General features: G+C 65.3%; 23 protein-coding genes and 1 tRNA gene. 6 read left to right on the top strand and 18 right to left on the bottom strand.

Annotation, left to right across the window (positions count from 1 at the left end):
* Window positions 1-364: 364 nt before the first annotated feature.
* The 17 genes from ACTOWJ_RS00785 to ACTOWJ_RS00705 form a co-directional block, all read right to left on the bottom strand.
* Window positions 365-994 carry a hypothetical protein gene (locus tag ACTOWJ_RS00785; protein WP_441332676.1) on the bottom strand — a complete coding sequence of 210 codons (630 nt, stop codon included), beginning with the start codon at window positions 992-994 and terminating at the stop codon, window positions 365-367.
* A 14-nt stretch (window positions 995-1,008) separates the two neighbouring features.
* On the bottom strand, window positions 1,009-2,409 hold the full coding sequence (locus ACTOWJ_RS00780; RefSeq protein WP_441332675.1) for a pectin acetylesterase-family hydrolase: 1,401 nt from the start codon (window positions 2,407-2,409) through the stop codon (window positions 1,009-1,011).
* Window positions 2,410-2,920: 511 nt separating this feature from the next.
* The gene (locus ACTOWJ_RS00775; protein ID WP_441333064.1) at window positions 2,921-3,790 is read right to left on the bottom strand and encodes a DMT family transporter; all 870 of its coding nucleotides are present in this window, start codon (window positions 3,788-3,790) and stop codon (window positions 2,921-2,923) included.
* A 23-nt stretch (window positions 3,791-3,813) separates the two neighbouring features.
* Entirely contained in the window at window positions 3,814-4,854 is a 1,041-nt protein-coding gene (gene murB / locus ACTOWJ_RS00770; RefSeq protein ID WP_441332674.1) for a UDP-N-acetylmuramate dehydrogenase, read from the bottom strand.
* Window positions 4,855-4,899: 45 nt separating this feature from the next.
* Window positions 4,900-5,958: a quinone-dependent dihydroorotate dehydrogenase gene (locus tag ACTOWJ_RS00765; protein ID WP_441332673.1), complete on the bottom strand. Its 1,059-nt coding sequence runs from the start codon at window positions 5,956-5,958 to the stop codon at window positions 4,900-4,902.
* 164 nt (window positions 5,959-6,122) lie between these two features.
* Window positions 6,123-6,344, bottom strand: coding sequence for a hypothetical protein (locus ACTOWJ_RS00760; RefSeq protein ID WP_441332672.1), 222 nt, complete (start codon window positions 6,342-6,344; stop codon window positions 6,123-6,125).
* Between the two features lie 101 nt (window positions 6,345-6,445).
* The gene (locus ACTOWJ_RS00755) at window positions 6,446-6,736 is read right to left on the bottom strand and encodes a DUF4190 domain-containing protein (RefSeq protein ID WP_441332671.1); all 291 of its coding nucleotides are present in this window, start codon (window positions 6,734-6,736) and stop codon (window positions 6,446-6,448) included.
* 143 nt (window positions 6,737-6,879) lie between these two features.
* Window positions 6,880-7,107, bottom strand: a complete 228-nt coding sequence (locus ACTOWJ_RS00750) for a hypothetical protein (protein ID WP_441332670.1) — start codon at window positions 7,105-7,107, stop codon at window positions 6,880-6,882.
* A 179-nt stretch (window positions 7,108-7,286) separates the two neighbouring features.
* Window positions 7,287-8,177, bottom strand: a complete 891-nt coding sequence (locus tag ACTOWJ_RS00745; RefSeq protein ID WP_441332669.1) for a hypothetical protein — start codon at window positions 8,175-8,177, stop codon at window positions 7,287-7,289.
* Between the two features lie 84 nt (window positions 8,178-8,261).
* Window positions 8,262-8,576: a hypothetical protein gene (locus tag ACTOWJ_RS00740; RefSeq protein WP_441332668.1), complete on the bottom strand. Its 315-nt coding sequence runs from the start codon at window positions 8,574-8,576 to the stop codon at window positions 8,262-8,264.
* A 17-nt stretch (window positions 8,577-8,593) separates the two neighbouring features.
* Complete coding sequence (amaB, locus tag ACTOWJ_RS00735) at window positions 8,594-10,126, bottom strand: L-piperidine-6-carboxylate dehydrogenase (RefSeq protein ID WP_441332667.1); 1,533 nt, start codon at window positions 10,124-10,126, stop codon at window positions 8,594-8,596.
* 117 nt (window positions 10,127-10,243) lie between these two features.
* Window positions 10,244-10,320: transfer RNA gene (locus ACTOWJ_RS00730), tRNA-Arg, on the bottom strand.
* Between the two features lie 57 nt (window positions 10,321-10,377).
* Window positions 10,378-10,584: a tyrosine-type recombinase/integrase gene (locus ACTOWJ_RS00725; RefSeq protein WP_441332666.1), complete on the bottom strand. Its 207-nt coding sequence runs from the start codon at window positions 10,582-10,584 to the stop codon at window positions 10,378-10,380.
* Between the two features lie 58 nt (window positions 10,585-10,642).
* A complete protein-coding gene (locus ACTOWJ_RS00720) occupies window positions 10,643-14,590 on the bottom strand; it encodes a zeta toxin family protein (RefSeq protein WP_441332665.1) in 3,948 nt (1,315 codons plus the stop codon).
* Window positions 14,587-14,976 carry a hypothetical protein gene (locus tag ACTOWJ_RS00715; RefSeq protein ID WP_441332664.1) on the bottom strand — a complete coding sequence of 130 codons (390 nt, stop codon included), beginning with the start codon at window positions 14,974-14,976 and terminating at the stop codon, window positions 14,587-14,589. Before ACTOWJ_RS00715 ends, ACTOWJ_RS00720 begins: the two co-directional genes overlap by 4 nt.
* 450 nt (window positions 14,977-15,426) lie before the next feature.
* On the bottom strand, window positions 15,427-15,675 hold the full coding sequence (locus ACTOWJ_RS00710; protein ID WP_441332663.1) for a hypothetical protein: 249 nt from the start codon (window positions 15,673-15,675) through the stop codon (window positions 15,427-15,429).
* Entirely contained in the window at window positions 15,672-16,061 is a 390-nt protein-coding gene (locus ACTOWJ_RS00705; protein WP_441332662.1) for a hypothetical protein, read from the bottom strand. Before ACTOWJ_RS00705 ends, ACTOWJ_RS00710 begins: the two co-directional genes overlap by 4 nt.
* Window positions 16,062-16,744: 683 nt before the next feature.
* Here ACTOWJ_RS00705 and ACTOWJ_RS00700 point away from each other — a divergent pair.
* Complete coding sequence (locus tag ACTOWJ_RS00700) at window positions 16,745-17,206, top strand: hypothetical protein (RefSeq protein WP_441333063.1); 462 nt, start codon at window positions 16,745-16,747, stop codon at window positions 17,204-17,206.
* Between the two features lie 246 nt (window positions 17,207-17,452).
* Here the strand turns inward: ACTOWJ_RS00700 and ACTOWJ_RS00695 are convergent, their stop codons facing one another.
* Window positions 17,453-17,623 carry a hypothetical protein gene (locus ACTOWJ_RS00695; RefSeq protein ID WP_441332661.1) on the bottom strand — a complete coding sequence of 57 codons (171 nt, stop codon included), beginning with the start codon at window positions 17,621-17,623 and terminating at the stop codon, window positions 17,453-17,455.
* Window positions 17,624-18,117: 494 nt separating this feature from the next.
* Here ACTOWJ_RS00695 and ACTOWJ_RS00690 point away from each other — a divergent pair, with 494 nt between their 5' ends.
* From ACTOWJ_RS00690 to ACTOWJ_RS00670, 5 genes are all read left to right on the top strand, one after another.
* Window positions 18,118-18,549, top strand: coding sequence for a hypothetical protein (locus tag ACTOWJ_RS00690; protein ID WP_441332660.1), 432 nt, complete (start codon window positions 18,118-18,120; stop codon window positions 18,547-18,549).
* 214 nt (window positions 18,550-18,763) lie between these two features.
* Window positions 18,764-19,213: a helix-turn-helix transcriptional regulator gene (locus tag ACTOWJ_RS00685; RefSeq protein WP_441332659.1), complete on the top strand. Its 450-nt coding sequence runs from the start codon at window positions 18,764-18,766 to the stop codon at window positions 19,211-19,213.
* A 24-nt stretch (window positions 19,214-19,237) separates the two neighbouring features.
* Window positions 19,238-19,654, top strand: coding sequence for a VOC family protein (locus ACTOWJ_RS00680; protein ID WP_441332658.1), 417 nt, complete (start codon window positions 19,238-19,240; stop codon window positions 19,652-19,654).
* Entirely contained in the window at window positions 19,654-22,071 is a 2,418-nt protein-coding gene (locus tag ACTOWJ_RS00675; protein WP_441332657.1) for an ATP-binding cassette domain-containing protein, read from the top strand. The genes ACTOWJ_RS00680 and ACTOWJ_RS00675 overlap by 1 nt, the downstream gene beginning before the upstream one ends.
* Before the next feature lie 232 nt (window positions 22,072-22,303).
* Window positions 22,304-24,589, top strand: a complete 2,286-nt coding sequence (locus tag ACTOWJ_RS00670; protein ID WP_441332656.1) for a TonB-dependent receptor — start codon at window positions 22,304-22,306, stop codon at window positions 24,587-24,589.
* The last annotated feature ends 16 nt before the right edge of the window (window positions 24,590-24,605 follow it).

Genomic DNA, 24,605 nt, shown 5'->3' with positions numbered 1-24,605 from the left:
GGGCCGCGATGCGATCGCTTCGGAGTGTATCGAGCCGACATTGCAGACGTGGGAAGGCGCACAGGCAGCCCGTCGCGGTCGCGCCGTGACCGGCATCGACGCTTGGCAACGCGCGGCGTCGGGCGCATTGACGGGGATGCGCGCGCATGCTGCGGGCTTGGGCGGGACGGGCGAGGTGTAACGGGGCGTGGCCGGACCAGACGCCAGGGGCGTCGGCGCATCGGCCGTGGCATGGGACTACGGGTGAGGTTCGCGATCGGCACGCGGCCCGTGCCCGAAGCAGACGCTGAGTCGATCGCCGGTGTGCGCGCGGCGATCGACACCTGCCCAGCGCTTGCGGCGACCGGCGCCGCAAGCGCGCCGATCAGCGATACGCCCGTTCGCGTTCGGCCTGCAGGCGTTGGCGCAGATACTCGTCGCGGGTCACGCCGCCGGGGATCTGCGTCATCGCCATCACTTCCTCGACGACGATGCGTTCGCGTTGCTTGTAGTTCTGGAAGCGAGGGTCGTTTTGTTGCTGCTCGGCCCAGCGTTGTTCGCGCTGCCGCGCATCGGCGCGGTAGCGTTGGGCGAGCTGTTGCACCAAGGCTTTTTGCCGGGCTTCGTCGGGCACGGTGGCCTGGATCAGGCCAATGCGCAGCATCAGGCTTTCCCCGGCCGACAGCTCGCGTGCTTGTTCGTAGCCGTCGATCCGGCTTTGCAGCGTCTGCGCGCGGCGTTCGCGTTCCACCGGTCCCAGCGAGGCGGCGACGCGGAAGAAGTCCCGCGCGTCGCTGTGGAACTTCTGGCGTTGTTGGTAGCTGCGCGCCTGCGGTGTCGACAGCAGGTTCTGCAGCGGCGTGCCCTGGCTGGCGTTGGCCACCGCGGCGACGGCCGCCGGAGTGGACGCGGCGTCGGCGCGGGCCGGATACATCGGCAGCCAGCCCAGGCTGACCGCCGCGGCGAACGCCGCGACGGTCAGGGCCAGGCCGAGCATGGCGGTATGGCGTTTCATGCCGGCACCGTCGGTCAGATCAATTGATCGACGAGCCAGTACAGCAGGTTGAACGGCTTGGCCTTGTCGGCCGCGTCGCTGGTTTCGCTGGCGTCGAGCACCTTGCCGTTGCCGTCCAGCACGCTGTCGATGAAGTGCTTCAGCTCCAGGTTCTGCGCTTGCACGTCGCCGTTCTTGAAATCGACGATGGTCGTGCAGTGGCTTTCGTTCAAGGCGCGGTACTGCGGGAAGTAACCGCCGAAATTGTCCAGCGTGTTCAAGCGCGCCGCCAGGCGGGTGGTATCGGTGCCCCATTTGGCGTGAATCAACGCTTCCTTGGCCGCCTGATTGGGCGCTTGCGCGATGTCGTCGTGGAAGCGCTCGTAGGAGTACGAGGAGTAGTTCAGATCCTGCCAGAAGTGGGTCTGGCCGAGGCGGTCGCTACGGTGCTTGTTGGCCAGGGCCGGGTAGATCGAGCCCAGTTCGTTGAGATCGATTTGCGGCAGGCCCGAGGCCAGGAACGCCAGTGGACCGTTCGGCGCGTCCAGGCCCCACACGTCGCGGATCTTGTTCATCAGCGGCTGCGAGGGATATTCGGACGGACTGGCGTTGCGCGGGGTCGGGAAGATCGGGCCGGAATCGTCGATCAGGAAGGCGCTGGTCGGGGCCAGATCGCTGCGGACCGAATCGTAGGCGATCAGGCTGCCGGCGCCGCCGGCGCTGCAGCCGGTGCTGAGCATCTGGCCCGGACGCGGCAGATTGTCCTTGAGCCAGGCGGTGAGCGCGCGAGTGTTGCGCAGACCGTTGTGGTGCCACACCAGCGGCGGCTTCTGCCCGGTGGGATCGTCGTACACCGCGACCTTGTCGCCGCTGTAGATATCGCCCGTGCAGTAGGGCACGTAGACCATGTTCCAGCCCTGGGTCTTGACCGCGTCGAACGGGCTCACGCGGGTCACGAACGGGCTGACCAGGCTGGCGCCCGGGTTGAGCAGCTTCATGTAATCGTCGGGCACGCCGTTGGGATTGCGCGCGCCGCGCACGCCGGTGGCGCCGGTGCAGCTGGGGTAGTCCCAGCACGCGCCGCCGCCTTCCATGTAGATGATGGTGTTGGTGGTGTCGGGGACGCGGTTGACGAAGATCTTGTACGGCGATCCGTTGCCGCAGATCGCGCCGGTTTCCACCGGCAGTTGCACGGTCTGCCATTGGTAGTAAGCGGCCGGATCGAAACCGTCGGCGCGCGTGGCGTCGCGGCTGAGCAGGGGGTAGTGGCCGGTGCGTTGCGCGGGTTGGACCTTGTTGTCGGCCTTGGGCGGCGAGAACAGGTTGCGGATCGTTTCGAAGAAACCGTAATCGCCTTGTTCGGCCTGCGAAGGCAGGCTGGATAGGGCGACGGCGCCGCCCACGAGGACGGCGGCCAAATGACGGCTCAGTGCCATGATGTCTCTCTCCTTGGATCGTCATGAAGGGAGGAGGCAAACGCGCTCCGGCGCGAGCTAGGGCGTGCGCGCGGCCGGGTTCCCCTCCGTACTGCAGCGTCCGGGATAGCCCTGCGTAAGTGACGGGTCAATCGCGATTCGGCGTGTTTGGCCGCGTGAAGCCAGATTGACCGCGAATGCGCTCGCGAGTGACCGCTATTGCCCCGCCGCGCGTCACGGAAACCGGTATCGCGCGAAACCACGTCGTGCGCTGCAGCATGTGACTGACATCGACGAATGCGCATACGTGTCGAGGATCATGCGCGTTGCGTGATCGCACGCGTAAACGCCGATAGCGAACGCTCGCGTCGCCACCGTTACTGTCGCTATTGCTGTTCCCCCTTGGAAAAGGGGCAGGGAATTCGCTCTTGCCGTGCGGCCATCGCAACCTGCGTCCAATCCCCCACGCCAGTCCTCCGACCGGACTACCAGCGACCCAGCGCGCAGCCCCTTTTGCGAGCAGGCGAACTTCTTACTCGCCCGGCGCCGCCGAAGCGCGCCGCCGCGCCAGCACCGCTTCGCGATGGGCGATGTAGGCGTTGGAGCCGAGGATGATGGCCGCGCCGATCACCGTATAACGGTCCAGCGATTCGCCGAACCACAACCAGCCCGCGGCGGCGACCAGCGGCAACTGGGTGAAACTGATCGGCGTCAACGCCGAAACTTCGCCGAGCTTGAGCGCATGCGTCCACAACACCTGGCCGCCGGTGCCGAAGATGCCGGCCGCGACGATCCACACCCAGGTGATGCCGTGCGGCCATTGCCAGACGAACAACGCCGGGATCAGCGACATCGGCACCCAGAACGAATAGGTGTAGAGCACGATGGTGTTGGCCGAATCGATCTTCGACAGCTGCTTTATCTGGATCGAAATCACCCCGCCCAGCACCGCCGCCGACAGCGCGGCCAGCGAGTCGATGGTGAACTCCGCCGAACCCGGGCGCACGATCACCAGCACGCCGACGAACCCCGCCGCGACCGCCATCCAGCGCCGCGCCCGCACTTGTTCGCCCAGAAACAGCACCGCGGCGATGGTGACGAAGATCGGCGTGGAATAGGTCAGCGAGATCGCCTGCGCCAACGGCAGATGGCCCAGCGCCCAGAAACCGGCGGTCATCGAGCAGATGCCGATCAGGCAGCGCACGAAATACTTCGGCAACTGTTTGGTTCGCAGCTCGCCGCGCTGCGAGCCCAGCAGCAGCGGCAACACCGCGAGCAGGCCGAACAGATTGCGGAAGAACGCGATCTCGAAGGTGTGCAGGGTCTGCGAGGCGAGCCGGATCGATATCGCCATCACTCCGAAGCACAAAGTGCTGGCCAGCATCAGCCCGGCGGCGCGCATCGGATTCGAAGGCGCGTCGACGTTCACCAGCGCGCGCCGACGATCCGCGGCTCGGGTTCGATCGGCACCGCGAAGCGCGCCTGCACCGATTCGGCGATGCGCCGGGCCAGGCCCAGCAATTGCGCGCCGCTGGCGCCGCCGTGGTTGACCAGCACCAGCGCGTGCGCCGGCGACACGCCGGCGTCGCCGTCGCGATGCCCCTTCCAGCCGCAAGCATCGATCAGCCACGCGGCGGAGAGTTTGCGCGAATCCGCATCGGTGCCGCGGAACACCGGCATCGCCGGATGCGCGGCCAGCAGCGCGTCGGCTTGGGCCGCGGGCACGATCGGGTTCTTGAAGAAGCTGCCGGCATTGCCGAGCACGGCCGGGTCGGGGAGCTTGCGCTGACGGATCGCGATGACCGCGTCGGCGACGTCTCGCGGCGTCGGCGCGTCCACGCCCATCGCCGCCAGCTCCTCGCCGATGCCGGCGTAGTCGAGCTTGAGCGCGGCGCGGCGCGGCAGGGCGAACTCGACCGCGGTGATCAGATAACGGTCGGGCGCTTGCTTGAAGCGGCTGTCGCGGTAGCCGAACCGGCAGGCGGCGTTATCGAAGCGGTGCCATTGGCCGTTGCCCGGTTCGAATGCTTCAACCGCGTGGATGAAGTCGCGCACTTCCACGCCGTAGGCGCCGATGTTCTGGATCGGGCAAGCGCCGACCGTGCCCGGAATCAGCGCCAGGTTTTCCAGTCCCGCATAGCCCAGCGCCAGCGATTGCAGAACCAGGCCGTGCCATTGCACCCCGGCGTCGGCGCGCACGATCGCGCGCTCGCCGTCTTCGCTCAGTACACGCACCTGGCGGCCGCTGAGTTCGAGCACCGCGCCTTCGGGATCGCCGGCGAACAGCAGATTGCTGCCGCCGCCGAGCGCCAGCGCCAGGCCGTCGCGCAGCGGCGCGGCCTGCAGCGCGTCCGGCAGCGCGGCGGCATCGTCGACCGATACCAGCCACGGCGCGCGCGCGTCGACGCCGAAGGTGTTGCGTTGTCGCAGGCTGGCATCGCGCACGATGCGGACGTTCGGGCTCATGCGCGGGATTCTGGGCGGGCGAAGAATCGTGGGATGGCGGCGCGCTCAGATCGTCGGCGGCACGTGGCCGCGGCTGGGCGCTTCCTTGCGGCGGCGGATCGCTTCGACGCATTCGTGGACCAAGCCCGGTCCGCGATACACCAGACCGGAATAGCACTGCACCAGACTCGCGCCGGCGGCCATCTTGGTGACCGCGTCGGCGCCGGTGAGGATGCCGCCGACGCCGATCATCGGGATGCTTTCGGGCAGCCGCGTGCGCATCTTGCGCAGGACGGTGGTCGACTGGCTCATCAGCGGAGCGCCGGACAAGCCGCCGGTTTCGTTCGCGAACGGACTGGCTTCCACGCCTTCGCGCGCGATGGTGGTGTTGGTCGCGATCACGCCGTCGACCTGCAACTCGCCCAGAACCCGGCCGGCGGCCTCGATATCGTCGTCGGACAGGTCCGGCGCGATCTTGACCAGCATCGGCACGCGCTTGCCCTGGCGCGCGGCGAATTTTTCCTGCGCCTCGCGCAGAATGCCGATCAGGCGCCGCAGCGATTGCTCTTCCTGCAACTCGCGCAGGCCCGCGGTATTGGGCGAGGAGATGTTGACGGTGATGTAGTCGGCCAGCGGATACACCCGTTCAAGGCAGTAGAGATAATCGTTCTCCGCGCTCTCGTTGGGCGTGTCCTTGTTCTTGCCGATGTTGATGCCGAGCAGGCCGCCGCGGCGCCGCGCCTTGGACACGTTGCGCACCAGCGCGTCGACGCCTTCGTTGTTGAAGCCCAGGCGATTGATCACCGCCTGCTGCTCGGGCAGGCGGAACATGCGCGGCTTGGGGTTGCCGGCCTGCGGCTTGGGCGTGACCGTGCCGATCTCGATGAAGCCGAAGCCCAGGGCGAGCAGGGCGTCGATATGGGCGCCGTTCTTGTCCAGACCGGCGGCCAGGCCGACCGGGTTGGGGAAGCTCAGGCCCAGGACCTTGGTCGGCAGCGGCTTGGGCTGGCGCGACATCAGCGGGTTCAGGCCGCTGCGATAAGCCGTTTCCAGCGCGGTCAGGCCGAGGCCGTGGGCTCGTTCGGCATCCAGGCCGAAGAGAAAGGGTCGGGCGAGGCTGTACACGTGGTCGATGGTGGCCCAAGCGGTCGTTGGGCCCGATTATCGCCCAAGCCGTGTGCCGCAGGCGAGCATCGCGGGCGATTGGAGGGACCGCGCAAACGACACCGCCGGCCCGAAGGCCGGCGGCGGGAGCGCTGAGCGGTACGGCGCGACTCAGCGCCAATGGATCAGATCGGCTCGAGCTGGCAGCCGTAGGCGCGCAGGCACTGACGGTATTTGACGAAACACTTGTCGTCCGGCGTATTGGCCAGGCAAGGTTCCAGGACGTCGGTGCGGCAGCGTTCGCAAAGCGCCGGATCGCCGGCGGCGAACGCGGTCAACGAGGCGGCGAAGCCGAACACCGCGAAAGCGACAGCGGCGGTACGGTTGCGGAGGGTGGATTTGTTCACGGCGCAATTCCCTGTGTGTTAGCCAGTCCTTCTGGCCGGTGCACGTTAGGCAGATGCGGGCGTTCCCACAAGTTGCGCCGCAACACGGCCTGGCGGCCGCTTCAGTGGTTGCCGGCGAAAGCCAGGATCGCGGCCAGGCCGCCGAAGAACGCGATCACCACCACCACCGTCAGGATGCCCATGATCACCGAAGCCCAGCCCAGGACCAGACCGCCGATGGCCAGGCCGTCGCCCTCAAAGCGCTCGGGTTCGCGGCGGATCTGACCGCGGGCCATATGGCCGGTGACGATCGCCGCGATGCTGCCTATGAACGGCAGCAGGCTCCAGCCGAGAATGCCGAAGATCAAGCTGAGGATGGCCAGGACGTTGGTCTGGCGGGCGGGGTTGTGCATAGCGACCTTCCATGAACAGTACCGGCCGCAGGATACGCCGCTGCGCCGCAGGCTGTGAATGCGCTGACGCGACGAAGCCCACGGCCTCGCGGCCGTGGGCTTCGGGCTTCGTGGCGATGGCGGCCGCGTCGCGGCCGCGAGGCTCAGAAATCCGGCGGCAGGCTGATGGCGCAGCCGTTGGCCATCTCGCACGACCAGAACGCATTGACGCAACTGTCGTAATCGCCACCGGCCGAGCGGCAGGCGTAATACTCGCCCAGGCAGTGATCGCAACCCTCGCCGGCGCTGGCGGTGAGCGTGGCGGCGAAGCCGAACGCGGCGATGGCCAATGCGCCCAGGCGCAGGCGGATGCTACGGTTCCGTGTGTTCACAAGACTTCCCTCATGTGTCGCCAGTCCATCTGGCGAAATCACGCTAGGCATGCCGGCCGAGCCGGTCAAGCGGCGGCGTCGCAGTCTGGGACCGCCGGCTCATGCTCGGCGCGCAGGCGCATCGGGCCCGCGTATTCAGCTGTTTGCGGTCCTCGCGAACGGCCCGAACCGGACGCTACTCAGCGTCTCACGGTAGCCTTGCCGTCGGCGATCGCCTGGCGGTAGTCGTGCACGTTGCGGCTGCGGTCGGGGGATTCGCGGGTGAGTTCGGGGATTGCTTCCGGCTTCATCCGTCCCGAGCGCAAGGCGTTCTTGTTCGCGGCGATGAACCGCAAATGCTTGTCTGTTTCCAGCTGCCGGATCCGATAGCGGTTCAGATCGACCCGGTGCGGATCGGTAAAACCGAGCAAGCCGAGAATCCGGCTGTTGGCGTCGGGTGGCTTGCTCATTCTGTAACGGGCCGACAAGGCCATGCCGCCGAAAACGACCGCGTTGCCGATCAGGAACCACGCCTGGACTTCCAGCGGATCCCGTTGCCTCGCTACTGCCGGCCAAGACGCCCACTGGATTATCGCGGCCATGCCCACCGAACACAGGCAGAACAGCCATAAGGCCAGTTTCCGCTCCGCTTTCGCATCCGCGGCGCTGCCCCGCGCATGGTGCATCCACAACCAGCCTTGTTGCGGATCCAAAATCGCATGTGCGTACAGCACGCCGCCGCTGCGCGAAACCGCGGCTTTCACCCGATGACCCGGCTTGAGCTTCTCGGCGCCGGCGAATTCCCCGCATACCACCTGACCGTCGATCAGGCAAGCGAAGTACTGCATGTCTTCGGCGAAATACAGCGCGCGTTCGATGTCGTCCGCGGCGCGCGCGATCGGGTCGTCGGGTAGGGCATCGGTATCGGTGTGTTTGCGCGCGATCTCATCGCGATCCTGCTGCGCGATGCGGGATACGAGCCGCTCGGACTCGTCTTCGACGTACAGCCGATCCAACACGCCTTCGATCAGAAGCAGCGCGTCCTCGCGCTTCGGCACGGGCGGGAGGCTTTCACGGATGCCGATGGTCATGCTCCCTCACCGATGGCTGGGGCCGCCGTGTCGAAATCCGTCGACCGGGCAGTGCGCAGCGCGGGCGGCCGAAACTGCTTTCGATCAATGGTCCGTGGCTTTACCGGCTGGGACGGATTCGCTGTCGAGCGTTACTTCGGTTGGCATCAGGCAGAACCACGGATCGTGATCGCCGAACCACAGATAGCCGAAACCGTCGATTTCCAGCACCGGCAGCACGCGGCCTTCGACCGCGCGCAGACGGGCGACGTCTTCGGCGGGCAGATCGTGGATCAGCCATTGCGGCATGACCCCGATCCGCACCCGGCTGCCTTCGACGATCGCTTGTCCCGACGAATCCGTCGCCGCCAGGGGAAACCCCGGCGGCAGCGGATCTTGCGGCGGATCGAAGAAGCTCATCGTCCGCCGCGTCGCGCTTACAGATCGAACTTGATGCCCTGCGCCAGCGGCAGCGCATCGGAGTAGTTGATCGTATTGGTCTGACGGCGCATGTAGGCGCGCCAGGCGTCGGAACCCGACTCGCGGCCGCCGCCGGTTTCCTTCTCGCCGCCGAACGCGCCGCCGATTTCGGCGCCGGAGGTGCCGATGTTGACGTTGGCGATGCCGCAATCCGAGCCCGCGGCCGACAGGAACGCTTCGGCGGCCTTGAGGTTGGCGGTGAAGATCGACGAGGACAGGCCCTGCGGCACGTCGTTCTGCAGCGCGATGGCTTCATCGAGCGTCTTGAACTTCATCACGTACAGGATCGGCGCGAAGGTTTCGGTCTGCACCACTTCGGCGTCGTTGGTCAGGCCGGTGATGATGGTCGGCAGGACGAAGTTGCCCTTGCGCTCGATCGCCGCGCCGCCGGTGGCGACGGTGCCGCCGCTGGCCTTGGCCTTCTCGACCGCGTCCAGATACGCCTGCACGGCATCGCGGCTGTTGAGCGGGCCCATCAGATTGGTCGGGTCGGTCGGGTCGCCGATTTTCTTCTCGACCTGCTTGAATGCGGCGACCAGCTTGGCCAGCACGTCGTCATGGATCGACTCGTGCACGAACAAACGGCGCGTGGTGGTGCAGCGCTGGCCGGCGGTACCGACTGCGCCGAACGCGATCGCCGGGATCGCCAGCTTCAGATCGGCCGAAGCGTCGACGATGATCGCGTTGTTGCCGCCCAGTTCCAGCAGCGAGCGGCCCATGCGGCGCGCGACGCGCTCGCCGACGATGCGGCCGACCTTGGTCGAACCGGTGAAGCTGACCAGGCCGATGCGCTTGTCGTCGACGAAGTTCGAGGCCAGCTCGGTGCCGGCATCGTTGAACAGGAAGAAGATGTCCGGGAAGCCGCCGGCGCGCAGGGCTTCGTTGCAGACCTTCATCGAGGCGATCGCCGACAGCGGGGTCTTGGGCGAGGGCTTCCAGATGGTGATGTCGCCGCAGATCGCCGCGATGAACGAGTTCCACGCCCACACCGCCACCGGGAAGTTGAACGCGGAAATGACGCCGACGATGCCGAGCGGATGCCACTGCTCGTACATGCGGTGGCCCGGGCGCTCGGAATGCATGGTCAGGCCGTACAGCTGGCGCGACAGACCGACGGCGAAATCGCCGATGTCGATCATTTCCTGCACTTCGCCGTCGCCTTCGGGCTTGGACTTGCCCATCTCCAGCGCGACCAGCGAACCCAGCGCGTCCTTGTGCTTGCGCAGCGCGTCGGCGCACAGGCGAATGGCTTCGCCGCGGCGCGGGGCCGGGGTCGTGCGCCACACCGCGAACGCGGCCTGGGCGCGCTCGACGATGGTGTCGTAGTCGCTCTGCGAGGACGCCTGCACGCGCGCGAGCACTTCGCCGTCGGTGGGATTGACGGGTTCCAGCACGCCGGCGTCGGCGGTCTTGGACCATTCGCCGTGGCCGAGGTAGGTGCCGGACTCGTTGTCTTTGAGTCCCAGGGCGGCGAGAACGGGGTGGGTCATACCGAAAGCTCCAATGTGGTGGCACGCCGGGGGGCGTGGCGGGGCGGGCGTAGCAAAAACGGGAAGACGGCCACGGCGGGCGCGGCGGCAAGGCGCGGGGCGCGCCTTGCCCGGGTGTGGCGACCCCGACACGATTCGAACGTGTGACCTTCCCCTTAGGAGGGGGATGCTCTATCCAGCTGAGCTACGGGGCCGTTGTTTAAAATCAATGGCTTAGGTCAGCCACTCCAAATGGTTGTGCTATGCGTGTGCTAGAACCTGAGCTTATCCACAGCACCCTTCGCCCCTTCGGGCGCCAAATGAGCGTAGATCTCAGTGGTCTTGTAGTCGGCATGGCCGGCCAGCAATTGTACCCGTCGCAGCGGTACGCCGGCCATGACCAGGTGCGCGCAGAAGGTATGCCGGAGGCGGTGGAGGCTGCCGCCGATCTTGGGGACCCTGGTGACCGATAGGCGCACATCACGATGGGCGCCTATATGTGTCGCACGGCTCGTAGGATTGGGACAGGGCGCCTCGTCAAAGCTGCGGTCGCATCGCGTGCGTCTGCTTTTCGTTCTGGTGTTGCTGCTCCAACTGCTGCGCTTGCGATTGCAACTGTGCCTGATGCTCGTTGAACGCTTCTGCTTCGCGCAATGTGTCCTGCAAAGGTGGAGCAGGTGCGTTGACGGGTACGCCGGTGTGGTGACCTGGAACGTCGCGGTCTAGCCACAAATTGCCGTCGACAACACCCACCGGTCCGATGCTTTCAGCTTGAAGAATCCCGTTGCGCTTACCCGCGAGCATTGCGGCGGCAATGTGTTCTTTCGAGATCCCATCCGGCACGTTCGCCTGAATCTTCGCCATCATCGCCAGATCGTTACGCGAGAAGTCGGAAAGTCTGATCTCCGCTTCGGGTTCGATTGAACTCGCGTTCCCAGGTTGCAGGGCATGATCAGGTGCTGCCGTGGCATTGGCCGCACGCGCGCCCAGAGACGATGGCTGCTGTGCTGCCTTTGGTGCAAGAGGCGGGGATTCGGCATCGAGCAGCGAGCCTACGGGCTCAGCCGCTTGAACGACGCCAATCGGTCGAACATCCGCGGTCTCGCGCTCGGATCGCGTTGAGTTGTGCGTCAGCGGCGCGTCGGGGATCCCTTTCGGCTCGCGCGATAACTCTACTGCCTGGTCAACTTCGGCCGCCGATCGGTTGTCGCCCCACGGACCCGCAGGCGCAGACGCAATGAGGGGTGGCGCCACATTGTATGGCTGTTCCCGCTCGGAACTATCGGGCGTTGTTGGCGAGCGTCGAACCGGCTCGCGCGCGACGACCGTCTGTGTTGTGTGCGGTGCGTCTGGAGCCTCGTCGGCGCGTGCGGGCTCCGCTGCGGGGCCTTCCGACTTCGTTCGTGCAATGCGTGCATGGTGCGCGTGCGAGATCTCGACTTGCATGTCGGGGGCGGCGACACCGTTCTCGGGACGACCCCGATCGCGCTGAAACTGGCGCACCGCGTGATCGGTTGCGGCGTCAAACTGGCCGTGCTGGGCCAGAGGTTGATCGTCGGGTCCGCGGTACCCGATGCGATGCAGTCGGTACTGCAGCAACTCGACCGCGGGGCTCTGGTCGCCTTGGCGCAGCGTGTCGTCGTTGACGGTGGTGGCCGTGTCCTGAGGAGCGGAGGACGAGATGGTGTTCGCTTGTTCCGCCGGGCGCTGCGGCGCTGGGGCAGGCGACTCGATCGAGGGTGCCGATGCGAAGCTCGCAAGCGGCGTTTGCGCTCGTGAGGCCGCTGTGTCTGTCTGCGAGGTGCTTGCGGGTGGCTGTGATGCCGTCGTGCCCCCCAGAGCCTGCGCTGCAAGCGTTGGCCCAACCGTGTGATCCATTCGCGGGTCGACCGTGCCCGATTCGACCTTCGAGTTCGGCTGTTGTGACCGTGGCGATGCGTCAGGCGCGATCAGCGCCGGCGGCTCAGCCTCTGGCTTAGGTGGGGGTGTCGCAGGCAAGGGCTCGCGCAGCAATGGGGTGTCGATCTTCGCCGCAGGTTCGGTAAGTGCCGCGGCTGCCGCGAGTGTGGTCGGTGTCGCCGGGGACGTGCTGCCTGTTACCACCGCTGCCTGGTGCGCAACTTGTTGCACATTGCTGTTTGAAAGCCCTTGACGTTGTGCCTCGCGCACAGCCTGCTCTTGCGCGTCGCGCTGCTGCGCCGAGAGCGCCGCGATTCGCAGTTCGGGTGTGTCCGGGATCGGGGCAGGGTGGCTCTGCCGAGCTGCGAGTGTAAGGGCGATATCTTCTGGGCTTGTCTGCGCTGCGAGTCGCACCACGCCGTCAGCGTCTTCGCGCATATGTTGAATCGGACTATTAAGACTGAAATTCCTGCTCTCATCGGGCCCCAGCCTGAGCGAAGTGGTCGACGGCCCAATCCCATGTTCGACTCGCGTGTTCTGGACCGCCGCGTATGCGGCCTCGAACTGCTCTGGCTTGAGCTTCCAGCCGTGATCGGAGTACGCCTGCCGGAGCATTTGGCGGTCGAGGGCCTCAGGTGTCGGAGCCTGCCAAGGCGGCACCTCGGCCAACTGTTCTTGGTGTAGCCGCAAGGCCGGCCGCAAGCGCTCGCGGGTCGTTTCAAGCTCCAGGGCGAGATTGCCTTGGGCGAACTCACCTTCGTGCGACCAGCGCCCTTGCACATCGCGCCCATACTGTTTGCCGTTGGACCCTTCCAGGGTATCCGGATTCAATGCCGTCTTGACCACGGGCGGCTCCGGCCCCACAAAGTCGAAGCCTCTGCGCTTGTGTCCGATCTGATAGTGCGCGGCCATGGCCGCTGGACCCTGTGCGATGTTTTGGTCGATGACTTGCAAGGCCTGCCGGTCCAACGCGGCCGCGCGCTCAGGCGTCGCGTACTCTGGCTCCGAACTCCAGCGCGGGGCGTCGTTTCGACCCACCTCGTCGGCGTACATCCGCGACCATTGCCCGGACTCTGGATTGCGCGTCCAATCGCGCGTTGCTAAATGCGAAGCGTCCTGATCGTTGGGCGGCTGGACAAACGGGTTCCGCGGGTCCGCTTTGCCGATGGCTTGGCCCACGGCTTCCACGCTGGCGAAGTAGCTCAACTCGCGCGCTTTGTCGGGCAGCGCGGAAAACTTCTGGTCCTCCGTTACGTCCCGGCCATCGTCAATCAGGTCGGCGCGAAGATCCTCGCGTATCCACTGGCGGCCGTTGAACTCCCAGTCCACGCCGTCACGGGTCTGCTTGACGATCTGCTGTCTGTCAAGCAACTTCGCTCCACGCTCGAAGGCTTCAGACAAGAGATAGGCGTCCGCCATTACCAGCGCCACAGCCGGGGCGCTGCTGGCGCCAATCGCATAAGCCGTCAGGCCGGCCGCCGCACCGCCGCCACCGCGGCCGAGAAGATGCGTCGCCTCGGATCGCGCTGCGGCCGGATTGTCTTGGGCGAATGCCGTGCTGATTCGCTCGCCTGTTTCTCTTGCATCGACGGCGGCCGCGGCCAGCCCTACACCGGCCAAGCCAGCGACAGTGCCGGCGCGGTTGAGGCGAGGAAGCAAAGGCTCGACAGCCTGCGCAGGTGCCTCGATGGCGTGGAGAGTCTCGGCTCGCACCGTGGCGCGTTCGAGCTTCCCGCGCTCGGCGTGGCCATCGATCAGCGCCTGCACGGCGGTCGGAGGAAGGTCGGCCCGCGCGCGGGCCGCATCAGGCATCGCTTCGTGCCAGGACTGTTGCTGGGTCCAACCGTTCTGCAAGCGTTGTCGTACTTCCGGATCTTCGACGCGCCCACTACGCAGCTCGCGCAGCACTGCATTCGCTGGCTCAAGGTCTCGACGGCTGTCGTAGAGTCCGTTGAGCTCGCGATCGTAGATTCGGACGGGCACGCCGGTCGCTTGAGCGACCTTATTGAGATTGTCGGGAAGGGCGTTGTAGACGCGGTTGTGGAATTCCATGTCGACATCGCGGGCGACACCACTTTTGCTGATATCTCGGGTGAAACGTTGGTCGATGCCCAGCTCGCTCTCGAGCCAGTGTGCAGCTATCGCGCGGACTTCGACCTGACAGCCCTTTTTTTGCAAGTCACGGATCGTGCGAATGCTGTTATCCGCGTCGCTCATCGAGCCGTCAATCACGATGTTGGCGCCATGCCGAATGCCGGCGTCGCGCAGGCCGTTGGCCATGCGGAACGCGTCCTTGTTTGTTTCCTGAGGCCAGCCGAACGGATTGTCGAGTTGGAGCTGTTTGGCGTTAGGGAGGTTGTCTCGTAGGCGGTCAGGATCAATTACGAGGATGTCGTCATTGAATTCCAGCACGGCGGCTCGTACCAGCGTGCTCTTGCCAGAGCCTGGCTGGCCAGCGAGGACTATTGCCGTGGGACGTTCGCGCGATTCAAGTTCAGTCAAGCCTGACTCAGGAATAACGATTTCGCGCAGTAGACGATCCAACTCTTCCCTGGTGTTGGTGCGCGTCTCATTGCTGGGGTTCACTCGATGATGTCCTTGTGTTCTTCGAGATAGTTCCAAAGTTCATGCGGCCCCTTCAATCCTCCATTTGGGCTTCCTGCTATTCGCATTAGGCTAGCCTTCGCCTCAGCCTTGGAAATCGTCTCAGGATCGCCACTGGCCTGGGCTGCCTCCAACTCGTCCTGGGCTTGGCGAATAAACGCGCTTGTGCAGCCTTCAAGAGCCCACATCATCTGCTCGAAGATCGGAGTGACCAGATACGGCTTTTCAACAACTTCATTCAACTCATCCTGCAGGCGCTCAAGGTGTTTGGGATAATCCTTGAGCATCTCCCGCAAGCGCGTAGGAATCGGCGGAGGCGGAAGGCCATTGCTGAGTGTTTGTTCTGGATGGTCTGCTGGTGTCGTCATATCGGTCGTCTAATGCCGGTTGCGGTGTTCGAATGGGCCACGGGCGGCGCGGCGAGGCCAACTGGACACAGAAACGCTCACTGCCCCCAGTACAGGGCTGCGCGCGCTGGTGTCTGTGTATGGCAGATTTGCTGCATAAACTGTCCGTGTTAGGCCGGCGTGAAAGCGTTCGCAACGCATCCCGCGCGGTTCGGTCTCGAATGCGCCGGAGGCCGGCGCGAGCCCTATGAATACCACCCGATTCGGAACGCCGCGATCGGGCCAGTCCGAACCAATGAACAGAACTCAAGGGGAGCTTGTACCGTGCGCCAAGTGGGCGTCAAGGCCGAGCGATGGCCTGTGTGCCACGAGCGTGAGCAGATGACTATTTTGGATTCAACGGCCAATCGGGCAGTTGGAGGCGCAGGTGAGCTGAGTCGGGATTTGATGCCAAAAGGAGCGCGAGTCTCCTCACAGCCGCTTTACGCCTGGAAGGTTGTCGCGGTGTCGGCCGGGATCAATGACAAGGACGTCGCCGTTGAGTTTCCAGCACGGCCGCTCGCACAAGCGTGCCCTTGCCAGATCCGGGTTGGCCTGCAAGTGCAATTCTTTGGGGCGTTCGTGCGATGTCAACTGACTCAAGCCAGACGCTGGAACAACTTTCTCGCGCAAGGTGCGGTCTAGTTCTTCTTTGTCGAGCCTGTCACTTGCGTTGTTCATTCCATCACATCCTTGTATTTCTGAAGGTAGCTCCGGAGATCCTCCAGATTGCCGAGTCCGCCGTTGGCACTCCTAGCCTTGAACATCAATCGTTCTTTCGCCTCAGCTGAGGCGATGGCCACGGCATCGCCACTGGCCTGGGCTGCCTCCAACTCGTCCTGGGCTTGGCGAATAAACGCGCTTGTGCAGCCTTCAAGAGCCCACATCATCTGCTCGAAGATCGGAGTGACCAGATACGGCTTTTCAACCACTTCATTCAACTCATCCTGCAGACGCTCAAGGTGTTTGGGATAGTCCTTGAGCATCTCCCGCAACCGCGGAGGAATCGGCGGCGGCGGAAGGCCATTGCTGAGGGTTTGTTCTGGATGGTCTGCTGGTGTCGTCATATCGGTCGTCTAATGCCGGTTGCGGTATTCGAATGGGCCACGGGCGGCGCGGCGCGGCCAACTGGACACAGAAACGCGCACTGCCTCCCAGTACAGGGCTGCACGCGCTGGTGTCTGTGTATGGCAGATTTGCTGCATAAACTGTCCGTGTTAGGTGGGCGTGAAGGCCTTCGCAACGCATCCCGCGCGGTTAGGTCTCGAATGCGCCGTAGGCCGGCGCGAGCCCTATGAATACCACCCGATTCGGAACGCCGCGATCGGGCGAGTCCGAACTAATGAACAGAACTCAAGGGGAGCTTGTACCGTGCGCCAAATGGGCGTCAAGGCCGAGCGATGCCTGTGTGCCACGAGCGTGAGCAGATACTATTTTTGGATTCAACGGCCAATCGGGCAGTTGGAGGCCGGCCATCCATCTATTGTACCCACGGCCGAGCTCCCGACGTCAGGGGCTGGTTGGCCGCGGCGACCGGATCGGATTCGAATGCGTATGTGCCCTTATCCGTAACGATTCGCTCACAAGAATCCGTCAGCCGGTGGCTATGCTGGCCGCGACGCAATCGGCCGGCACCGCGTCGCGCTCGAATTCGATCGCGATCGGCCGCTGCCAGGGACCCGATCCGCCGTTGCGTCGGACGCCGCATCTAACTAAGGAGCAGTGCATGCAATCCGATCGTATTCACCAGATGTCCGCCTCTTCGCGTTGGTTCAAGACCGCCGCCGCCGTCGCCCTCGCGTTCGCCGCCCAGTCGGCTTATGCGCAAAGCGACGCGCAAGTTTACGAATCGGCGATCGCCGAGGCCGCGCGCCTGTGTCCCGGCCATTCCAAGGAACGCACCACGCCGGGCATCCGCGCGGTTCCGGTCGGCGCGCTGCGCGTGCTGGCGCAACGCAGCTACACGATGTGCCCGGACCGCCGGCTCGACGCCGCGACGCCCGCGGTGTGGTACGGCGCCGCCGGCGTATTCGCGTGGAATCCCGAAGTGCCGGCCGCGGTCAAGCTGATCGCCGGCAAGGTCGATGCGATGACCCGCAAAGAAGATTTCCCGGCCGAGACATTGGTGTGGAAGACCGACGGCAGCGAGGTCAAGGGCGCGGTGGTGCCGATGTTCGAGCGGCGTCCCCGTCCGGCCGGGGCGTCGTACTGAAGCGCCGGCAACAGATCCCTCGTTAGGCGGCGAGCGCCCCGGAATACGCTTCCGGGCGCTCGACTTCCGCCCGTACTGGATGTACGAGTACCGGCAATCGCTCGATGACCGCAGCGACGTGAATCTGAATTACGTGATCATGCCGGTGGCCAACGATTACCTGCCGGCATGCACAGCTACGGCGACAATGCCTTGACCTGTGGCGCGGGCATCGACATGGAGCCGGCCGCGCGAGAGTGCGAACGCTCAGCCCGCGTCGTTGGCGCGCGCCGTCGCCAGTTTGTCGACGATGGCGTTGTACAGCGTAGCGACGAACTCGGCATCGTTGCCGGTGTCGTCGGTCATGGCGTACTGGCCGCTGGCCAGCATTCCCGCAGCCAGATGCGCTGCGACTTGTTCGGCTTGTTCGCGATTCATATCCATCTCCGTTGATGTCGTGCGCGATCCGCGCGGCGCCCCGAGGGCGTGAGCGAAGGCTACTCCGGCGTGCGCTTGCCCTGGTTGGCGCAAATGGAACTGATCGGTTCAACGGCATCGTTCGGGCAGAGTCGGCAAGCCGAAGCGGGTGGAATGGGTGAGATAAGTGAAATTAGCCAGACGCCGCTTCATCGGTTCTGGCCGCGAAGCGGTGGACGATCTTCGTATTCGCGACACGCCCGGCCTGTGTTTGCAGGTCGGATTCGATCGCCAGACGCGGCCGATTCGCGCGATCTGAGACGGGGCTTCGGCAAAATAATTGGGCCGGAATCGACAAGCGAACGTGTCACGCCGATGTTGCTCAGGCCAGTGGCGAGCCAGCGATATGCCGTGAAAGCAGGTTTACCGCGAAGTACGCGCCGCCCATGTTCGAGGCCGGGCCAAGCACCGCAATTCATCGCGACACCAGGAATTGAACCCACTAAGGAAAGCCCATGAAACTTGTTCACGTCGCAGCATTGGTCATCGCCGGCATCGCATGCGTTTCTCTGAATGCGGTGGCCGGCCAGAAAATTTCCAGCGAAGTTTCGGTCAACAACTCCGGCTTCGGCCCGTACAAAGGCCGGGGATCGTTGCCTGGCGCGCGCAACAGCGCCGACGATCGCCAGAGAATCGGCTGTCAACTCGCGACCACGGAGGGCTCTACGATCATCTACGGCAGATGCGAGGCCGCCGACGCGCAGGGGACGTATGTGCAGTGCGGGACCACGGCGCCGCACTTGCTCGGAGTGATCAAGGCGATCGATTCCAATTCGTTGATTTCCTTCCAGTTCGATCCGGGCACGACATTGCCGGGGAGCGCACTGCCGGTGTGCACCTCCATCACGCTGGACAAGAATTCGCTGTATGAGCCGAAGAATCCCTGATTGAGATAGGAAAGGCCGATGCGGCTCGGAGCGATGCGTCGCCGACGCCTCGCTTCGAGCTGTGTTTTTTTGTATCCGCGTCGCAAGGTGTCTGGTCGGGCATCGGCTCGATGGCCGTGAAGCTTGCGGGCCGTCCGTCCCGATCGCCGAGTCGAGCGCGCACCCATGCGAATCGGACTTGAGCCCCGCGCGGTGCGATGGCAGGATCGCGCGGATGAATAACCGTCCCGCCGTGGATACGCATCTGCGCGACCTCGCGCGGCTGCGCCGTGTCCGCGACCGGATCGATCGCGAATACGCGCAGCCGCTCGACGTCGAGGCGCTGGCGCGCGGCGCGAACATGTCGGCCGGGCATCTGAGCCGGCAGTTCCGCCTGGCGTTCGGCGAGTCGCCGTACTCGTACCTGATGACGCGGCGCATCGAGCGCGCGATGGCCTTGCTGCGTCGCGGCGAACTCAGCGTGACCGAGGTCTGTTTCGAGGTCGGCTGCGCCTCGCTGGGCACCTTCAGCACCCGTTTCAGCGAACTGGTCGGAATGCCGCCCAGCGTCTATCAGCGCGAGGCGGGCCAGGCGACGGCCGGGATGCCGCCGTGCGTGGCCAAGCGGGTGACGCGACCGATCAGGAATCGAGAAGCGCCCGCCGGCGATACCGTCCTAGACTGAGCGCCCGCAACCGGAGTGACCGCCATGGACCTCGCTATTCACGCCACATTTCTCCCGCAAGACAACCCGGACGCCGCGCTGGCCTTCTACCGCGACACCCTCGGCTTTCAGGTGCGTAACGACGTGGGCTACCAGGGGATGCGCTGGATCACCGTCGGCCCGGCCGCGCAGCCGGAGATCAACATCGTCCTGTACCCGCCGGGCGCCGATCCGGGCGTCACCGACGATGAGCGCCGCACCATCTCGGAGATGATGGCCAAGGGCACCTATGCCAGCGTCGTGTTGGCCGTCGCCGATGTGGATGCCTGTTTCGAGCGCCTGCAGGCCCGCGACGCCGAAGTCGCACAGGAACCCACCGACCAACCCTACGGCGTGCGCGACTGCGCGTTCCGCGATCCGGCCGGCAACATGGTCCGCATCCAGCAGAAAAGCCGCGTGTGATGGCGAGCAAGAAGCCGAGCAAGAGCCCGAGCAAGAGCCCGAACAAGAAGGGCGCGCCTCCCGGGCACAACATCGCCGACGCCCACGACCTGATCCGCGTGCAGGGCGCGCGGGTCAACAACCTCAAGGACGTCAGCGTCGAGTTGCCCAAGCGGCGGCTCACCGTGTTCACCGGCGTATCCGGCTCGGGCAAGAGCTCGCTGGTGTTCGGCACCATCGCCGCCGAATCGCAGCGCTTGATCAACGAGACCTATAGCGCCTTCGTGCAGGGTTTCATGCCGACGATGGCGCGGCCGGAGGTCGACGTACTCGACGGGCTGACCACCGCGATCATCGTCGATCAGGAACGGCTGGGCGGCGACCCGCGCTCCACGGTCGGCACCGCCACCGATGCCAACGCGATGCTGCGGATCGTGTTCAGCCGGCTCGGCAAGCCGCATATCGGCTCGCCCAGCGCATTCGCCTTCAACGTCGCCACGGTCAAGGCAGCCGGTGCGATCACGGTCGAACGCGGCGCCAAGACCAAGACCGTGCGCGAGACCTTCACCCGCACCGGCGGCATGTGCCAGCGCTGCGAAGGCCGCGGCTCGGTGTCCGACTTCGACCTGAGCGCGTTCTACGACGACAGCAAATCGCTCAACGAAGGCGCGCTGACCATTCCCGGCTTCAGCATGGAAGGCTGGTACGGACGCATCTACAACGGCTGCGGCTTCTTCGATCCGGACAAGCCTATCGCCAAGTTCAACAAGAAAGAACTGCACGATCTGCTCTACAAAGAGCCGACCAAGATCAAGGTCGACGGCATCAACCTCACCTATGCCGGCCTGATTCCGCAAGTGCACAAGTCGTTCCTGTCCAAGGACGTGGACGCGATGCAGCCGCATATCCGCGCCTTCGTGGAGCGCGCGGTGACCTTCACGGTCTGCCCGGAATGCGACGGCACCCGGCTCAGCGCGGCGGCGCGGTCGTCGAAGATCAAGGGCGTCAACATCGCCGACGCCTGCGCGATGCAGATCAGCGATCTGGCCCAGTGGGTGCGCGGCCTGAAGGAACCGTCGGTGGCGCCGTTGCTGGGCAAGCTGGCGCATACGCTCGATTCGTTCGTGGAAATCGGGCTGGGCTATCTCTCGCTCGATCGGCCTTCGGCCACGCTGTCCGGCGGCGAGGCGCAGCGGACCAAGATGATCCGTCAGCTCGGCTCCTCGCTCACCGATGTGACCTACGTTTTCGACGAGCCGACCATCGGTCTGCACCCGCACGACATCCAGCGCATGAACGAGCTGCTGCTGCGGCTGCGCGACAAGGGCAATACGGTGCTGGTGGTGGAGCACAAGCCCGAAGCGATCGCGATCGCCGATCATGTGGTCGATCTGGGGCCCGGCGCCGGCAGCGGCGGCGGCACAGTGTGTTTCGAAGGCAGCGTCGAGGGCTTGCGCGCCAGCGGCACGCTCACCGGCCGTCATCTGGACGACCGCGCCAAGCTCAAGAAGAAAGTGCGCGCCGCGTCCGGCGCGCTGAAGATCCGCGGCGCGGCCACCCACAACCTGCGCAAGGTCGATGTCGATATTCCGCTCGGCGTGTTGGTGGTGGTCACCGGCGTCGCCGGCTCGGGCAAGAGTTCGCTGGTGCACGGCTCGATTCCGGCCGGCGCGGGCGTGGTGTCGGTCGATCAGGGCGCGATCCGCGGCTCGCGGCGCAGCAATCCGGCGACCTACACCGATCTGCTCGAACCGATCCGCAAGGCCTTCGCCAAGGCCAACGGGGTCAAGCCGGCGTTGTTCAGCGCGAACTCCGAAGGCGCCTGTCCGAGTTGCAACGGCGCCGGCGTCATCTACACCGACCTGGGCATGATGGCCGGCGTCAGCAGCGTATGCGAGGAGTGCGAGGGCAAGCGCTTCCAGGCCGAGGTGCTGAAGTACAAGTTCGGCGGCAAGGACATCAGCGAAGTGCTGGCGATGTCGGTCGCGCAGGCGCGCGAATTCTTCGGCGGCGGCAAGGCGCATACGCCGGCCGCGCACGCGATCCTCGAACGCTTGGCCGAGGTCGGGCTGGGCTACCTCAGTCTGGGCCAGCCGCTGACCACGCTGTCGGGCGGCGAACGGCAGCGGCTCAAACTCGCCACCCATATGGCGGACAAGGGCGGCATCTACGTTCTCGACGAACCGACCGCCGGCTTGCATCTGGCCGATGTCGAGCAACTGCTGGGTCTGCTGGATCGTCTGGTCGAAGCCGGCAAGTCGGTCATCGTCGTCGAGCATCACCAGGCGGTGATGGCGCATGCGGACTGGATCATCGATCTAGGGCCGGGTGCGGGGCACGAGGGCGGGCGGGTCGTGTTCGAGGGCACGCCGGCCGACTTGGTCAAAGCGCGCGCCACGCTGACCGGTAAGCACCTGGCGGCGTACGTCGGCGGCTGAACTGCTACGTCTGCGAGGAGCCGCGACCACCGGCTCCAGCACGCGGGCGGCATTGCCGCTTGTGCGGTCGCGCTTGCGCACCGGCCGGCTTCGACGCCGGATACGGCAAAAGAGAGTGAAAAAAATGTGAAACGCGTCTAGGATGTTCGCCGCGATCCACGGGTCGTGGCCGCTCCGCGGCCGGCACAGCCGTCGCCATGCCAATCCTCTGAACTTGTAGATGGAGATTCGCATGCGCGTCACCCGCCTGGCCGCCGCCTTGTGCGCGGCCCTGTTGCCCGCCTCGTTCGCATTCGCTCAAGCGCCCGCCCCGGACGCCGCCCGGCCCAACCCGGCCACGCTCGATGCGATCGTGGTCAAGGGCGAGAAATCCGTCCGCAGCCTGCAGGACACCACCGCCAGTGTCGCCGTCACCACGACGCAGCGGATCGAGCAGGAAAATCTGGTCAGCCTTTATCAGGTGTTCGACCGCACCGCCAACGTCAGCAAGACCTACGGCGATGCCGGTTTCACCCTGCGCGGGATCAACAACAACGACGGCGAAGGTTCGCCGCTGTCCACGATTTATCTGGACGGCGCGGCTTTGTCGCACGTCATGGTCGCCACCGGGCCGAGCACGCTGTGGGATCTGTCGCAGGTGGAGATCTTCCGCGGCCCGCAATCGACCATTCAGGGCGAGAACGCACTGGCCGGCGCGGTGGTGTTGCGCACCCAGGATCCGGACCTCAACGCATGGGGCGGGCGCGGCCGGCTGCTATGGTCGGATCCGTCCGATCGCAGGTTCGCCGTAGCCGTCGGCGGCCCCCTGGTCGAAGACGAACTCGGCCTGCGGGTGGCGGTGGAGCGGCGCGATTTCGGCGGCTTCGTCGACAACCCCACCCGTGGTACCGGCGAGGATGCGCTGGACTCGGTCATGGCCCGGGCCAAGTTGCTGTGGACACCGTCGGCCATTCCCGGGCTGACCGCGCGCCTGAGCTTCAACCACTTCGATCGCACCGGGCCGTACTCGTTCACCTATAGCAGCCTGGACGTGCCGGATTACTACGATCATCGGGTGAACTATTCCGACGCGCCGAACATCGACGATACCCGCACCGACAGCGCCACGCTCGAAGTCGAGTACGACCTGACCGACCGCTGGTCGCTGCATGCGGTCAGCGCCTGGAGCGATGCCGATAGTCATCGCCGCTACGACAACGACTACACCGCCAAGCCGGGGTCGGACGGCGGCTCCGACCTCGACTCCAAGGCCTTCTCGCAGGAGTTCCGCATGGCTTTCCAGGGCGAACGCCTGCGCGGACTGGCCGGGCTCTACTACTCCCAGCGCAAGACCCACAACGTGACCGCGAGCCGGACCAATGTCGATACGCCGAGCGCGACCATCGCCGGCTTGCTGCAGTCGATCGGGTTGGCTCCGGCTACCGCCGGTTCGATCGCCCGGCAATACGTCGCCGCGCTACCGGTGATTCCCGTCGACTATCGCGGCGTGTCACCCTCGCGTTCGGAAAACAAGGCGTTCTTCACCGATTTCGGGTTCGCCTTCAACGATCGCTACACCCTGTTGGGCGGCTTCCGCTACGACCGCCAGAGCTACGGCTTCGGCAGCCAGACCTCGGCCGTGTTCACCGGCACGCTGCCCGCGCCGGCGCGCTTCGGCCCGCAACTCGCGCCGGTGATCGCGGGCATCAACCAGGCGGTGCTGGGCTTCGTCGGCGCGGCCAACGGCGTCTCGCCGTACTCCACGCGCAACTTCGACACCTTCCTGCCCAAGCTGGGGCTGCGCTACCAGGCGACAGACGACGTGTCGCTCGCCTTCGTCGCACAGCGCGGCTACCGCTCCGGCGGCTCCAGCTTCAACCGCGCACGCAGTCTGGTCGTGGCCTACGACCCCGAGTACACCGACAACTACGAACTCTCGCTGCGTTCGCAATGGCTCGATGGCCGGGTCACGCTCAACGCCAATGCGTACTACATCGATTGGAAGGATAAGCAGGTAGGGGTCAACTTCGGCCAGGGCACGTTCGATTCACATACGGTCAACGCCGGTCGCGCGCATCTGTACGGTTTCGAGGTCGAGGCCACGCACAAGGTGTCGGCCGCTTTCGATTGGTACGCTTCGCTCGGCCACACGCGCACCCGGTTCGACGAGTTCGAACCGGTGCTGGGTGGCAATATCGCCGACTATTCCGGTACCGAATTCGCCTATGCGCCGCACTGGACCGTGGCCGTGGGCGGCAACTGGCGTCTGGGCGATCACTGGGTCGCCAATCTCAATGCCAACTATCGCGCCTCGGTCTACAGCGATACCGGGATCGTGCAGGACCGGCTCGGCGGACGCACCGTGGTCAATGCCCGCTTCGGCTACGAAACCAGCGCATGGAGCGCCTGGTTGTTCGCCGACAATCTGCTGGAGGCGCAGTACATCCAGTATCGCTATACCGACCAGAACCTGGGCCTGAGCCACGGCGTGCTCGGCGCGCCGCGTGTGCTTGGCCTGGGGCTCGAGGCTCGCTGGTAGGTTACGTCGCAAGATG

Origin of the sequence: Lysobacter sp. CA199, assembly GCF_052078715.1 — a bacterium.
GTDB lineage: Bacteria > Pseudomonadota > Gammaproteobacteria > Xanthomonadales > Xanthomonadaceae > Lysobacter.
Note: the sequence above shows the minus strand (reverse complement) of the source record. Positions and strands in the feature narration are given on the sequence as shown.

Coding starts and splice junctions, on each gene's coding strand:
- ACTOWJ_RS00785 (WP_441332676.1), bottom strand. CDS start 994: ATGAAACGCCATACCGCCATGCTCGGCCTGGCCCTGACCGTCGCGGCG.
- ACTOWJ_RS00780 (WP_441332675.1), bottom strand. CDS start 2,409: ATGGCACTGAGCCGTCATTTGGCCGCCGTCCTCGTGGGCGGCGCCGTC.
- ACTOWJ_RS00775 (WP_441333064.1), bottom strand. CDS start 3,790: ATGCGCGCCGCCGGGCTGATGCTGGCCAGCACTTTGTGCTTCGGAGTG.
- murB (WP_441332674.1), bottom strand. CDS start 4,854: ATGAGCCCGAACGTCCGCATCGTGCGCGATGCCAGCCTGCGACAACGC.
- ACTOWJ_RS00755 (WP_441332671.1), bottom strand. CDS start 6,736: ATGCACAACCCCGCCCGCCAGACCAACGTCCTGGCCATCCTCAGCTTG.
- ACTOWJ_RS00745 (WP_441332669.1), bottom strand. CDS start 8,177: ATGACCATCGGCATCCGTGAAAGCCTCCCGCCCGTGCCGAAGCGCGAG.
- ACTOWJ_RS00740 (WP_441332668.1), bottom strand. CDS start 8,576: ATGAGCTTCTTCGATCCGCCGCAAGATCCGCTGCCGCCGGGGTTTCCC.
- amaB (WP_441332667.1), bottom strand. CDS start 10,126: ATGACCCACCCCGTTCTCGCCGCCCTGGGACTCAAAGACAACGAGTCC.
- ACTOWJ_RS00715 (WP_441332664.1), bottom strand. CDS start 14,976: ATGACGACACCAGCAGACCATCCAGAACAAACACTCAGCAATGGCCTT.
- ACTOWJ_RS00710 (WP_441332663.1), bottom strand. CDS start 15,675: ATGAACAACGCAAGTGACAGGCTCGACAAAGAAGAACTAGACCGCACC.
- ACTOWJ_RS00705 (WP_441332662.1), bottom strand. CDS start 16,061: ATGACGACACCAGCAGACCATCCAGAACAAACCCTCAGCAATGGCCTT.
- ACTOWJ_RS00700 (WP_441333063.1), top strand. CDS start 16,745: ATGTCCGCCTCTTCGCGTTGGTTCAAGACCGCCGCCGCCGTCGCCCTC.
- ACTOWJ_RS00695 (WP_441332661.1), bottom strand. CDS start 17,623: ATGAATCGCGAACAAGCCGAACAAGTCGCAGCGCATCTGGCTGCGGGA.
- ACTOWJ_RS00690 (WP_441332660.1), top strand. CDS start 18,118: ATGAAACTTGTTCACGTCGCAGCATTGGTCATCGCCGGCATCGCATGC.
- ACTOWJ_RS00685 (WP_441332659.1), top strand. CDS start 18,764: ATGAATAACCGTCCCGCCGTGGATACGCATCTGCGCGACCTCGCGCGG.
- ACTOWJ_RS00680 (WP_441332658.1), top strand. CDS start 19,238: ATGGACCTCGCTATTCACGCCACATTTCTCCCGCAAGACAACCCGGAC.
- ACTOWJ_RS00675 (WP_441332657.1), top strand. CDS start 19,654: ATGGCGAGCAAGAAGCCGAGCAAGAGCCCGAGCAAGAGCCCGAACAAG.
- ACTOWJ_RS00670 (WP_441332656.1), top strand. CDS start 22,304: ATGCGCGTCACCCGCCTGGCCGCCGCCTTGTGCGCGGCCCTGTTGCCC.